General features: G+C 36.0%; 11 protein-coding genes and 1 tRNA gene. 9 read left to right on the top strand and 3 right to left on the bottom strand.

Annotated features, from left to right (window positions below; translation table 11 throughout):
* Positions 1 to 75: 75 nt before the first annotated feature.
* The 9 genes from EO766_RS02630 to EO766_RS02670 all read left to right on the top strand — a co-directional run bounded on the left by EO766_RS02630 (position 76) and on the right by EO766_RS02670 (position 8,878).
* Positions 76 to 147 (top strand) — tRNA-Trp (locus EO766_RS02630).
* A gap of 109 nt (positions 148 to 256) precedes the next feature.
* On the top strand, positions 257 to 451 hold the full coding sequence (gene secE / locus EO766_RS02635) for a preprotein translocase subunit SecE (protein WP_074420172.1): 195 nt from the start codon (positions 257 to 259) through the stop codon (positions 449 to 451).
* Between the two features lie 10 nt (positions 452 to 461).
* Positions 462 to 1,064 (top strand): transcription termination/antitermination protein NusG, encoded by a 603-nt coding sequence (gene nusG, locus EO766_RS02640; protein WP_074420173.1) that lies wholly within the window; start codon positions 462 to 464, stop codon positions 1,062 to 1,064.
* A 178-nt stretch (positions 1,065 to 1,242) separates the two neighbouring features.
* Entirely contained in the window at positions 1,243 to 1,686 is a 444-nt protein-coding gene (gene rplK / locus EO766_RS02645; protein WP_068247125.1) for a 50S ribosomal protein L11, read from the top strand.
* A 26-nt stretch (positions 1,687 to 1,712) separates the two neighbouring features.
* Positions 1,713 to 2,405, top strand: a complete 693-nt coding sequence (gene rplA, locus EO766_RS02650) for a 50S ribosomal protein L1 (RefSeq protein WP_074419538.1) — start codon at positions 1,713 to 1,715, stop codon at positions 2,403 to 2,405.
* 52 nt (positions 2,406 to 2,457) lie between these two features.
* A complete protein-coding gene (gene rplJ / locus EO766_RS02655; RefSeq protein WP_074419542.1) occupies positions 2,458 to 2,976 on the top strand; it encodes a 50S ribosomal protein L10 in 519 nt (172 codons plus the stop codon).
* 110 nt (positions 2,977 to 3,086) lie between these two features.
* The gene (gene rplL, locus EO766_RS02660; RefSeq protein WP_068246813.1) at positions 3,087 to 3,464 is read left to right on the top strand and encodes a 50S ribosomal protein L7/L12; all 378 of its coding nucleotides are present in this window, start codon (positions 3,087 to 3,089) and stop codon (positions 3,462 to 3,464) included.
* 320 nt (positions 3,465 to 3,784) lie between these two features.
* The gene (gene rpoB / locus EO766_RS02665; RefSeq protein WP_074419539.1) at positions 3,785 to 7,588 is read left to right on the top strand and encodes a DNA-directed RNA polymerase subunit beta; all 3,804 of its coding nucleotides are present in this window, start codon (positions 3,785 to 3,787) and stop codon (positions 7,586 to 7,588) included.
* Positions 7,589 to 7,756: 168 nt separating this feature from the next.
* A complete protein-coding gene (locus EO766_RS02670; protein WP_074419540.1) occupies positions 7,757 to 8,878 on the top strand; it encodes a lactonase family protein in 1,122 nt (373 codons plus the stop codon).
* Here EO766_RS02670 and thrC read toward each other — a convergent pair.
* The 3 genes from thrC to thrA form a co-directional block, all read right to left on the bottom strand.
* Positions 8,855 to 10,159, bottom strand: coding sequence for a threonine synthase (thrC, locus tag EO766_RS02675; protein WP_074419541.1), 1,305 nt, complete (start codon positions 10,157 to 10,159; stop codon positions 8,855 to 8,857). The two genes, EO766_RS02670 and thrC, sit on opposite strands and share 24 nt — an antisense overlap.
* 91 nt (positions 10,160 to 10,250) lie before the next feature.
* Positions 10,251 to 11,183 (bottom strand): homoserine kinase, encoded by a 933-nt coding sequence (locus tag EO766_RS02680; protein WP_287100660.1) that lies wholly within the window; start codon positions 11,181 to 11,183, stop codon positions 10,251 to 10,253.
* A gap of 75 nt (positions 11,184 to 11,258) precedes the next feature.
* On the bottom strand, positions 11,259 to 13,697 hold the full coding sequence (gene thrA / locus EO766_RS02685; RefSeq protein ID WP_287100661.1) for a bifunctional aspartate kinase/homoserine dehydrogenase I: 2,439 nt from the start codon (positions 13,695 to 13,697) through the stop codon (positions 11,259 to 11,261).
* Positions 13,698 to 13,924 lie beyond the last annotated feature (227 nt).

The raw sequence follows: 13,924 nt of genomic DNA on the forward strand, positions 1-13,924 counted from the left end.
TAATTCGCTTATATTTGCAACAGACAAATTTCTTAAAGGCTGTCCCGACAACATCGGGATAGCTTTTAAGTTTATACGGGTATCGTACAACGGTTAGTATAGAGGTCTCCAAAACCTTCGATCTGGGTTCGAATCCTAGTACCCGTGCTATTGTTGGTTTTATTTTAACCGGGGTTTACACATGCCTTGTGCAACGAACTGATTATTAGTAGTGCTGCAACAAATGTGTGTTTGCCATCATAACATCAAAAATAAAATGAATAAAGTTACTACCTATTTTAAAGACAGCTACCGCGAGTTAGTTGAAAAAGTAACCTGGCCAACTTGGCAAGAGTTGCAACAAAGCACCGTAATTGTTTTGGTAGCCACCATCATTATTACAGGTATTGTATGGTTAATGGATTTTAGCTCCAACCAGGTACTAAAATTAATTTATTCATTGTTCAAGTAATTTTTATTCCATGGAGATTTCTTCAGAAGTAATAGATGCCATTACTACACCACAACCAGAAACCAAATGGTATGTGTTACGGGTAGTGAGTGGAAAAGAGCGAAAAGTAAAAGAATATCTGGATAAAGATATTCAGCGCAGTGGTTGGGTTGATATTATTAAACAGGTTTTTTTACCAATGGAAAAAGTGTACAAAGTGCAGAATGGTAAAAAAATAATGCGGGAAAAAAACTATTTTCCAGGTTATGTAATGATAGAAGTAGCGGATGGTAAATTAAACGATGAAATTGTTCAGCACATTAGCAATATTAGCAATGTAATGCATTTTCTTACTGATGGCAAGGGTTCTAAAGGCAATATCATTTCACTTCGTAAAAGTGAAGTAAATAAAATGCTTGGAAAAGTGGATGAAATGAATGATCAGGGTATCAGCATCAGCGAGCCTTTTATTGTTGGTGAAACCATTAAAATTATTGAAGGGCCATTTAACGATTTTAATGGTATTATTGAAGAAGTGAATGACGAGAAGAAAAAACTAAAAGTTACCGTTAAAATTTTCGGAAGATCAACTCCTGTAGAGTTAAATTATATGCAGGTTGAAAAAATAAGCTAATGGTAATCCAGAAAATATTTTCTAAAAAATCTCCCAATAAGGAGATTTTTTAGTTGGAAGGTTAAATGAATCAAAAATTCTATTACCTTTGCCGTCCCAAAATAGTTCTTATTCGTAATGATGGAGCTTGGGAGTTTTGTTTAAAACAAAACGTTATTACCAATCAAATCGTAAAATTATGGCAAAAGAAATCTCCGGCTTTGTAAAGCTGCAGGTAAAAGGTGGTCAGGCCAACCCCGCACCACCTGTAGGTCCTGCCCTTGGTTCCAAGGGAATTAATATTATGGAGTTCTGCAAACAATTCAATGCAAGAACTCAGGATAAAATGGGAAAAGTTGTTCCCGTTTTAATTACAGTGTATTCCGACAAGTCTTTCGACTTTGTTATTAAAACCGCACCGGCTGCCGTTCAATTAATGGAAGCAGCAAAAATTCAAAAAGGCAGTAAAGAACCCAACCGTGCTAAGGTTGGAAAAGTAACATGGGAACAAATTGAAGGCATTGCAAAAGATAAAATGCCCGATATGAACTGTTTTACTTTAGAAAGCGCCATGAAAATGGTTGCAGGTACTGCACGTAGTTTAGGACTTAATATTGAGGGGGATGCTCCCTGGAAAAACTAATTATTCACCTTAAATAACTTTATAAAATGGCACTGACTAAAAAAAGAAAAGTAGCAGAAAGTAAGGTGGATAAAAACAAAGTTTATTCCCTTAAAGAAGCCGCTGTATTAGTAAAAGAAATTAATTGCACCAAATTCGATAGTTCTGTAGATATACATATTCGCTTAGGCGTTGATCCTAAAAAAGCCGATCAGCAAGTACGCGGTACTGTAAGTTTACCACATGGTACTGGTAAAACCAAAAGAGTACTGGTTTTATGTACACCTGATAAAGAAGATGCTGCAAAACAGGCTGGCGCTGACTATGTTGGGTTGGATGAATTCATTCAAAAAATAGAATCAGGCTGGGTTGATGTAGACGTAATTATTGCAACCCCATCAGTAATGCCTAAAATTGGTAAACTAGGTAAAGTATTGGGTCCTCGTAACTTAATGCCCAACCCCAAAACCGGTACCGTTACCAACGATGTAGCCGCTGCAGTGAATGAAGTAAAAGGTGGTAAAATTGCATTTAAAGTTGATAAAGCAGGTATTGTTCATGCTTCCATTGGCCGTGTTTCTTTCGATGCCAATAAAATTGCAGAAAATACCACTGAATTAATTAATGCTATTTTAAAATTAAAACCCGCAACTGCAAAGGGTACTTATTTAAAAGGCGTTAATATGGCCAGCACTATGAGCCCCGGTATTACATTAGATGCAAAATCATTAGCAAACTAAGTCCTGGTGATTCGGAATTCCGAATATGACGCGGGTATTTAAAAAATTAGTTATGACCAAAGAACAAAAAAATGAAGTGATTGAACTTTTAAAAGAAAAGTTCTCACAATACAATAACTTTTATGTTACCGATACTGAATCATTAACAGTAGATCAGGTAGGTAAATTACGTAAAGCCTGTTTCGATAAGAATGTAGAGCTGAAAGTAGCCAAAAACACACTGATTAAAAAAGCATTGGAAGCATTAGATGCTGAAAAATATACAGGGGTATATGAATCATTGCACAATGTAACAGCGTTACTTTTTTCGGAGAACCCGAAAGATCCTGCATTGATTATCTCTTCTTTCAGAAAAGCAAGCAATGATGAAAAGCCTCAATTAAAAGCAGCTTTTATTAATGGTGATATCTACACCGGTGATGCTAATCTGGTAACATTAACAAAAATTAAAACAAAAGATGAATTGATAGGTGAAGTAATTGGTTTACTACAATCTCCTGCAAAACGTGTTTTGGCTGCTTTATTGCACCATCACGAAAAACAGGCAGAAACAACCACTGCTGCAGAATAGTTCATTTGTAAAATTTTATAACCAACACCTCTGAGGTAAAAATGGGGTATTTTTCCATAACCTTCCGCCGGAGCAAACGCAATGAAGGCGGTTTTTAAAACTTAAATATTATGGCAGACGTAAAAGCATTAGCCGAAACCTTGGTAGGTTTAACAGTTAAAGAAGTACAAGAATTAGCAGATGTATTAAAAGCAGAATATGGTATTGAGCCAGCCGCTGCCGCAGCTGTAGTAGTTGCAAGTGGTGATGGTGGCGGTGCTGCTGCTGCTGCAGAACAAACTTCATTTGATGTTATTCTGAAAAGTGGTGGAGCCAGCAAATTAAATGTGGTTAAAATTGTAAAAGAATTAACCGGTTTAGGTTTGAAAGAAGCGAAAGATCTGGTTGATGGTGCACCCAAACCAGTAAAAGAAGGTATTTCTAAAGCTGAAGCTGAAGAATTAGCCAATAAGCTGAAAGATGCCGGAGCTGAAGTTGAAATCAAATAACTTTACCGAAAATTATTCCTTCATTACCTCCGAAATACTTTCGGAGGTAATTTTTTTAAAGGGAATTTCGGGACTGGGTAATGCATTGGGTTGGTAGTGAACAACCCGACTGATGTACCGGAAGCAAAAACCAGCCAATATTGAAATAAATTTTGTTTTTTCTTTCACCTGCTTTCCGTACTTTTGCCATCCTTATTTTAAGGCATTTAGATTCCGGTGAATTGGGAATGGCCATTAAATCCCTTTCATCTTTGTATAACAGAGCGCCGGGAACCTATCGTTTCCCTATTTTTTAGCTAAAACCGGTTTTACAAAATACTATGTCAACAACAACACTGAACAAAAGGATCAACTTTGGCAAAACAAAAAACCTAGCTGAAGCACCTGATTTATTAGACATTCAACTTGAATCATTTCGTGAATTTTTTCAGTTAGAAACTACACCCGATAAAAGGAATGTAGAAGGACTATTCCGTGTATTTAAGGAAAACTTTCCTATTACAGATACACGTAATATTTTCGTGCTGGAATTTTTAGATTATTTTATTGACCCGCCACGTTATTCAATTGAAGAATGTATGGAGCGTGGTTTAACCTATGCCGTTCCATTAAAAGCTAAACTGCGGTTAAGTTGTAATGATGAAGAACATGTGGATTTTCAAACCATTGTTCAAGATGTGTTTTTAGGAAATATTCCTTATATGACACCTCGCGGCACGTTTGTAGTAAATGGTGCTGAACGTGTGGTTGTATCTCAGTTACATCGTTCACCTGGTGTATTCTTTGGCCAGTCTGTACACCCTAACGGTACTAAAATTTATTCTGCCCGTGTAATTCCTTTTAAAGGTGCATGGATGGAATTTGCCACCGATATTAACAACGTAATGTATGCGTATATTGATCGTAAGAAAAAATTCCCGGTAACCACCCTCTTACGTTCCATAGGCTACGAAACAGATAAAGATATTCTTGAATTATTCGGAATGGCCGATGAAGTTAAAACTGATAAGAAGGAATTATCCAAATTCATTGGAAAAAAATTAGCTGCCCGTGTACTAAGAACCTGGGTTGAAGATTTTGTAGATGAAGATTCGGGTGAAGTGGTATCGATTGAGCGTAATGAAATTGTAATGGAACGCGATACCATTTTAGATGAAGATGCCATTGATACAATTATTGAATTAGGCGTTAAAAGCGTATTCATTCAAAAAGAAGACGTAGGCGGTGATTATGCAATTATTTATAATACTTTAAATAAAGATACCTCAAACAGTGAATTAGAAGCTGTTCAGCACATTTATCGTCAGTTACGTGGTGCTGATGCTCCAGATAATGAAACAGCACGTGGTATTATCGATAAATTATTTTTCTCAGACAAACGTTACGATTTAGGTGAAGTTGGCCGTTATAAAATTAATCGCAAACTGAACCTTGATTTATCCATCGAGAAAAAAGTATTAACAAGATTAGATATTATTGAAATTATCAAATATTTGGTTCGTTTAACCAATGGTAAAGCCGAAGTAGATGATATTGATCATTTAAGCAATCGCCGTGTTAGAACAGTGGGCGAACAATTGTATGCACAATTTGGCGTAGGTTTAGCTCGTATGGCTCGTACCATTCGTGAAAGAATGAATGTACGCGACAATGAAGTATTTACGCCTGTTGATTTAATCAATGCTCGTACTTTATCTTCCGTTATTAATTCATTTTTTGGTACTTCCCAATTATCTCAATTCTTAGACCAAACCAACCCCTTATCTGAAATTACACATAAACGCAGGATTTCAGCTTTAGGACCCGGTGGTTTAAGCAGAGAAAGAGCCGGATTTGAGGTGCGCGACGTTCACTATTCTCATTACGGTCGTTTATGTACCATTGAAACACCCGAAGGCCCGAATATCGGATTGATTTCTACCCTTTGTGTACATGCAACCATTAATGATATGGGCTTTATAGAAACCCCTTATCGTAAAGTAGAAAATGGGAAAGTTAATTTGAAAGAATTAACCTATTTAAGTGCAGAAGAAGAAGATACCGCAAAAATTGCACAAAGTAATACACCACTTACCCCTAATGGTGAATTTGCTGTAGATCAGGTAATTTCCCGTGAAACAGGCGATTTTCCCATTTTAGATAAAGAGGAAGTTGAATATATGGATGTTGCGCCCAACCAAATTGTAGGATTAAGTGCCTCATTAATTCCTTTCTTAGAGCATGATGATGCCAACCGTGCATTGATGGGTTCTAACATGCAACGTCAGGCCGTACCATTAATCAGATTAGAATCTCCGATTGTAGGTACAGGTTTGGAAGGTAAAGCAGCCCGTGATGCCAGAATTCAAATTCATGCAGAAGGAGATGGTGTGATAGAATTTGTAGATGCCAATGAAATACATGTGCGTTATGAAAGAAGCGAGATTGATAAACTCATTTCATTCGATGATGATTTGCGTGTTTATAAATTAACCAAATTTATCAAAACCAATCAGGCTACCTCTATCAATCTTCGTCCGGCTGTTAAAAAAGGACAAATTGTTAAAAAAGGTGATTTCTTAACCGAAGGTTATGCCACTCAAAATGGAGAATTGGCTTTGGGAAGAAACTTGCAAGTAGCTTTCATGCCATGGAAAGGTTACAATTTTGAAGATGCCATTGTAATTAACGAAAAAGTAGTTCGTGAAGATTTATTTACTTCTATTCACATTGATGAATATGAATTAGAAGTACGCGATACCAAACTGGGTGAAGAAGAATTAACGCCCGATATACCAAATGTTTCTGAAGAAGCCACCAAAGATTTGGATGAAAATGGTATCATCAGAATTGGTGCATCCATTAAAGAGGGTGATATATTAATTGGTAAAATAACGCCCAAAGGTGAATCTGATCCTACACCGGAAGAAAAATTATTAAGAGCCATATTTGGTGATAAAGCCGGTGACGCAAAAGATGCTTCTTTAAAAGCACCTAACGGAACAGAAGGCGTTGTGATTGATAAAAAATTGTTTCAGCGTGCTAAGAAAGATAAGAACAGTAAACAAAAAGAAAAATCACAATTAGAAAAAGTAGAAAAAATACATCAGCAAAATGTTGAAGTTTTAAAAGAACAATTGCATAGTAAACTGCAGGTTTTATTAAAAGATAAAACATCTGCCGGTGTTACCAATACTTTTGGTGAAGTATTAATTGGGAAAGGCGCAAAATTTAATGCCAAAAATATTGCTTCTATTGAGTATCAAAGCGTTAATCCGTTAGGCTGGACAGGTGAAGCCGAAACTGATCATTATATTAATACAATGTTGCATAATTACAGTATTAAATATAATGAAGAACTGGGCAGATACAAAAGAGAGAAATTCAATATTTCAATTGGTGATGAATTGCCAGCCGGTGTTTTAAAATTGGCTAAGGTTTATTTGGCTGTTAAGCGTAAATTGAAAGTTGGTGATAAAATGGCCGGACGCCATGGAAATAAAGGTATTGTTGCAAAAATTGTACGTGCCGAAGATATGCCTTTTATGGAAGATGGTACACCGGTGGATATTGTATTAAATCCATTAGGGGTACCTTCCCGTATGAATCTGGGCCAGATTTATGAAACCATTTTAGGATGGGCCGGAAAAAAATTAGGGTTGAAATTTGCTACGCCAATTTTTGATGGTGCTACTACAACAGAAATTGAAAAATACTGTGAAGATGCGAATATTCCATTAAATGGTCATACTTATTTGTATGATGGTGAAACCGGTGAACGTTTTGATCAAAAAGCTACTGTGGGTGTTATTTACATGATTAAACTGCACCACATGGTTGATGATAAAATGCATGCTCGTTCAATTGGACCTTACAGTTTAATTACCCAACAACCTTTGGGTGGTAAAGCACAATTTGGTGGTCAGCGTTTTGGTGAAATGGAAGTTTGGGCATTGGAAGCTTATGGCGCAGCTAATATATTACAGGAATTATTAACATTAAAATCTGATGATATTATTGGCCGTGCAAAAACATATGAAGCCATTGTAAAGGGTGAAAACATACCAAAGGCAGGCGTGCCGGAGTCTTTCAATGTATTGGTTCATGAATTAAGAGGTTTAGGGCTCGATTTAAAATTTGAGTAATCTTCCTGAATATTTCTTTCATACAAAGCCGTTTGATTTTTTCAAACGGTTTTTTTATTTTGTTTCTTTTGTACATTCTACTTAACAAAAATCAAATTCTGCTCCTTAGTATTTTTTAAGTAATGCTTTCATTTTAAAATATTTACCTTGTACTTAAAATTAATTTTTATGCGTTTATTGCTTGCGCTATGCTGTTCAGTTTTTTCTTTATTAGGAATCAGTCAGCCCCATGAATATTATATGATGGTAGGTAGTTATACCAATCATATTGAAGTGTATAAGTTTAATACGAATATCGGTTCTGCTAATTTGGTGAGTACATTTACTGGAACATCCAATCCTTCTTATCTTACCGTTTCAGATAATGGCAAATTTGTTTATGCTGTGAATGAAAATCACAAAGAAATTCCGGGGGCCGTAAGTGCCTTTTCTTTCAATAAAAAAAATGGAACACTACAATTGTTAAATACCACGCCGAGTGGGGGAGATGATCCCTGCTATATTGATGTAGATGCTACCCATACATGGGCTGCTGTGGCTAATTATAGCAGCGGTAGCTTGTCTATGTTAAAGATTAATGCAGATGGTTCTTTGCAACCACTGGCACAAAATATAGAACATCACGGATATAGTGTAAACGTTACCCGACAGGAACAGGCACATGTACATTGTACCATTTTTTCTCCTGGCAATAAATATTTATTTGTGGATGATTTAGGAACAGATAAAGTGTATCAATATCATTTTAATCCTACCAATGAAACAGCGCCTTTATCAGAAACAGATACCGCATTATTTGATGTTCCTGACGGATATGGCCCAAGGCATTTAACATTTAGTCCCAACAAAAAATTTGCATACTTAATTACAGAATTGGCCGGTAAAGTAATTTGTTTTAATTATGATAGCAATACCGGGCGGCTGCAAGCCATACAAACCATTGCATCATGTACTGTTGGTGATCCCAATGAGCGGGGAAGTGCAGACATTCATATTACTCCTGATGGGAAATATTTATATACTTCAAATCGGGGTAAGGCGAACGATATTACCATTTACCGAATTGCTGCCAATGGTACTTTAACAGAATTGGGGCATCAGTCAACACTTGGCGTACATCCCAGAAATTTTGTTATTGATCCTACCGGGAAATTTTTATTGGTAGCCAATAGAGATACAAATAATATTGTAGTATTTACCATTTATAAAAGTACCGGTATGTTAGTACCCACCGGTGTACAAATAAAATCGGAAAAGCCAGTTTGTTTAAAAATGTTTCCTGTTCAATAACCACTCTTTCAATGCATTAAAGTTTGCAGGCATATTCATACTTTTTTTTTCTTTAGTGAAGAGTTCCTTAATAGCTTCAGGAAAGGGTACCTGATAACCGGTTGCCAGCTCTACAACATCAGGAAATTTTACCGGATGCGCAGTTGCAGCTATATAACCGTGTTCATTTGGAAATTGCTTTAAATAGTGTGATAATGCAGCAAAAGCAACTGCTCCATGCGGGTCTAACAAATAGTTATATTGTTTGTATACGGTTTGTATGGTTTGTAGGGTAGTTGCATCATCTACACTAAAACTGTTTATTTTATTTTTTAATGATTGAAATGAGTGTTGAAATATTTCAAGAATTCTTATGAAATTACTTGGATTGCCCACGTCCATTGCATTGGAAAAGGTTGGAACAGATTGTTGGGCATGATAGGTACCGGTATTTAAATAGTCGGTTACTACTTTATTGGCATTACAAGCTGCAATAAAATGCTGAACAGGCAGGCCCGAATGGTGTGCCAGTATTGCTGCACAGATATTACCAAAATTACCGCTTGGTACAGATATAACGGGAGGGGTTTGCTGTTGCCATTGCTGGTATGCAAAAAAATAATACAATTGTTGTGGCAGCCATCTGGCTACATTGATAGAGTTGGCAGAAGTAAGCGTTAATTTCCGGTTTAAATCTTTATCCATAAATGCTTCCTTCACCATTGCCTGGCAATCATCAAAATTACCTTCAATTTCAAGTGCTGTAATATTGTTACCTGGTGTTGTTAATTGCAATTCCTGCACTTTACTTACTTTATTTTTGGGATATAAAATAATTACTTCAACACCTTTCACACCCAAAAATCCATGAGCAACAGCACCGCCGGTATCGCCGGAAGTAGCAACCAGCACAGTTACCGGCTGGGTATTATTCCGGTTAAAATAAGCCAGACATCTGCTCATAAATCTTGCGCCTACATCTTTAAAAGCTAAGGTTGGACCATGAAATAATTCCAATGCAGCAATGGAGGGTGTAATGGTTACTAAAGGAAATGGGAAGTCAACCGTTTCCTCAATAATTTTTTCAAGAATGGAAAGAGGCATTGCATTACCCATATAAGGTTGCATTACGGTTACCCCAATCTCTGTTTTCTTGTAGTGTTGAATATTTTCAATAAATCCTTTGGGTAAAGCAGGTATGTTTTCCGGAAAATACAACCCTTTATCCGGTGCCTGTCCTTGAATGGCGGCTACTGAAAAATCTACAACAGGGGCTTTATGGTTTAAACTAAAATATTTCATGATTATAAAATAAATGGATGTTGATGTGAAGTTTTAAAATGAAATGTGTAGCCAATACTTATTTGTTATAAATAAATTATATATACATATCTTAATTGATGATTTTTACACCTTGCTGATTAATAGTGGTTACATGGGTATAGTAATCTAAACCAATAGCATAGTATACCTCTTTCATAATATTTTCAACTGCAATGGCTATGTCTTTGGTTTTGCTTAGCATAAAAATAGAAGGGCCTGAACCTGAAATACCGCCACCTAAAGCACCCACTTCTTTACATTTGTTCTTTATTTCATAAAATCCTGGAATTAATATGCTTCTTACCGGTTCAATGATTACATCTTCTAAGCTTCTTGCAATTAATTCATAATCGTGTTGAATAAAACCTGCTACCAAACCTGCAATGTTACCCCACTGTTTGATAGCATCTTTTAGTAAAACATTTTGTTTTAAAATTTGACGGGCATCGGCTGTTCTCACCTCAATTTGAGGATGAACAACGGTTACATATAAATCGGGAGCTGTTATGGGAATAATATCTAATGGAAAAATAGAACGGATGAGTGTAACGCCACCATAAATTGCCGGTGCAATATTATCGGCGTGTTTTACCCCACTGGCCACTTTTTCACCAAACATGGCAAAACGAACCAGGTCTAATTTGTTAAAATAATTATTTAATAAAAAGTTGGCTGCAACCACTACACCTGCTGCACTGGCTGCGCTGGAACCTATTCCACTGCCGGGTTTAATTTGTTTTTTACTAATCAATGTAAATCCATTTATTTCAGGTACTGCTTCTAAAAATGCTAAAAGTGCAGCTCCGGCAACATTTTCTTCCGCTTTAAGTGGTAGGTTAAAATTATCTTCATTTATTATTGTAACACCTTTGGTATCGCTAATAGTTAAGGTATAGAAATCCTCAGGTTGATTGATTGCAAAACCCAGAATATCAAAGCCGCATACTATATTGGCAACAGTTGCAGGACTACTAACGGTAATGCTTTGTTGTTTTATTTGCACAATTTCTTTTTTGCTTTTTAAAAATATTGCTTTAAGTGAACAGAAAGCTTATGAACACTTTATAGGTATTCATCATTAATGAACCACCCGAATAATATCCGCAAAAACTCCTGATGCAGTTACATCGGCACCTGCACCGGCCCCTTTTATTACTAGGGGTTGTTCCGGATATCTCTGTGTATAAAACAATACGATATTATCTTTTCCGTATAAATGATAAAAATCAGAATCAGCAGGTATCTGCTTTAATCCTACCTCGGCTTTTCCATTTACATACTCAGCTACAAATTTTAGCTTACAGTTGTTTGCGGTAGCCTTTAAGTATAATTCTTTAAAATGTGCTTCATGTTTTTCTAATTCCACATAAAAGTCGTCTACAGTTCCCTGCATACAAGATGGCGGTAAAAAAGAATGATTGGTTACATCTTCCATTTCTATAGCAGTTCCCGCTTCTCTGGCCAATATCATTATTTTACGCATTACATCTGTACCACCTAAATCTAACCTTGGATCGGGTTCAGTATAACCTTCTTTTTGTGCTTGTTTTACAACTGTTGCAAACGTTTCAGTAGCATTATAATTGTTAAAAACATAATTTAATGTACCTGACAATACAGCCTGAATTTTATGAATACTATCGCCGCTTCTAATTAAATCATTTAATGTTCCTATCACCGGCAATCCTGCACCTACATTGGTTTCAAAGAAGTAGGGAACATTAAACTCCTTGGCTAATTGTTTCAACTTTATATAATTTTTATAGGCAGAAGAGGCTGCAATTTTATTGCATGCAACAATAGCTATAGAGTGGGATAATAATTCGGCATAGGTATCTGCCACCTGATGATTGGCAGTAACATCTACAACAACACTGTTACGTAAGTTCTTTAACAAAATGGTTTCAATAAACCCACTCAATTTCATGGGTGGCGCTTCTTGTAATAATTGATTCCAATTGTTGAGTTGAATGCCATCATCATTAAAAAGCATGTGCCTGCTATTGCCAATACCGGTAATTCTGATTTGCAAATTCAAATGATGCAGTAAATATTCTTGTTGTTGTTTAATTTGTTCCAATAATTTACTACCTACATTTCCGGAACCTATAATAAAAAGGTTCAGTTGTTTGTAACTCGATTCGAAAAATGCCTCATGTAAAACATTGACTGCTTTTTTTACATCTTTAAAAGCAACTACAGCAGAAATATTTCTTTCTGATGAGCCTTGCGCAATTGCCCTGATGTTTACACCATTTCTGCCCAGTGCTGCAAACATTTTTCCGGCAATCCCCGGGTGGCTTTTCATTTTATCGCCAACTAATGCAATAATTGATAATTCATGTTCAACTTTCAAAGGATCTACTTTCCCCGAAGCAATTTCATTGGCAAAATGCTCATCTACAATGTGTTTAGCCATATTTGCATCTGCGCTGTTTACTGCCACACAAATAGAATGTTCAGAAGAACTTTGTGTTATCAGTATAACATTAATTCCTGCTGAAGATAATGCTTCGAACAAGTGTTTTGAAAAACCGGGAATACCTACCATGCCGCTGCCTTCTAAGCTGAGCAGACTAATGGTATTGATACTGGATATTCCTGTAATAATTTCATTTTTTTGTGCTGAAATGTTTTCAATAACGGTACCTGGCTGCTGTGGTTGAAAAGTATTTTTAATCCATATTGGAATAAGTTGTTGCATTGCCGGTTGTATTGTAGGCGGATAAATAACTTTTGCTCCAAAATGTGATAATTCCATGGCCTCTCTGTAAGAAGTGGAAGGAATGGTTTTTGCATTTGAAACCCATCTCGGATCGGCTGTCATCATTCCGGTAACATCGGTCCAAATTTCTAATGATTCTGATTGTATGGCTGCTGCAAAAATTGCTGCAGTATAATCTGAGCCACCTCGTCCCAGTGTAGTAGTTAAACCCTCCTGATTGGCAGCAATAAAGCCGGGGGAAACAAATTTCTTTGAGGACGAGTGTGCAATCCAATCCTGTATATTTTTATTGGTTAGCGGAAAAATAACCTGTGCAAATCCGAATTGGCTGTTGGTGGTAATTAATTTTCTGCTATCCAGCCATTCGTTGTTAATTTGAATGGCATTCAAATAATGAGAAATGATAGTGGATGAAAGCAATTCTCCATAACTTACAATTCTATCCATGGTTCTTTTAGATAATTCACCTAATCGGAATACGCCTTCACATATATCTTCTAATTCATTAAATTTTTGTTTTACGTTGCTTAAGCAACTGCTCTGTATAGTTACAGGTAATAAGTTTTTAACGGTTTCTAAATGCCGGGTTTCTAAATTTAGTAACAATTGTTTGTAGTTATCATCGCCTTTGGCCGCAGAAGTGCCTGTTTGTATTAATGCATCTGTAACACCACCCAATGCTGAAACTACAATAATGGATTGTTCATATTTTTTATCAGCTACTATCTCAGCTACTTTTTTTATATTCTCTGCATTTGCAACAGAGGAACCGCCAAATTTTAAAACCTTCATAAATTTAAATTATTTTATATAATAATTATTTTTAAAATAGACATTTCAATTTGCCCACTCGCATTAACTTTGTTAAAATAAATTCTTTTTGAAGAAAACAGCGAAAATGCCCAATGTGTAATATAAAATAATGTTACCCTTTACAGGGTAGTAGTAGTGGTGGTAGAAAATATGTAAATGATGGAGTTAATCATTGCTATATAAAAATCAATTTTGATTGCTTTTTT

Source organism: Hydrotalea sp. AMD (genome assembly GCF_004100315.1).
Classification (GTDB): Bacteria; Bacteroidota; Bacteroidia; order Chitinophagales; family Chitinophagaceae; genus Hydrotalea; species Hydrotalea flava.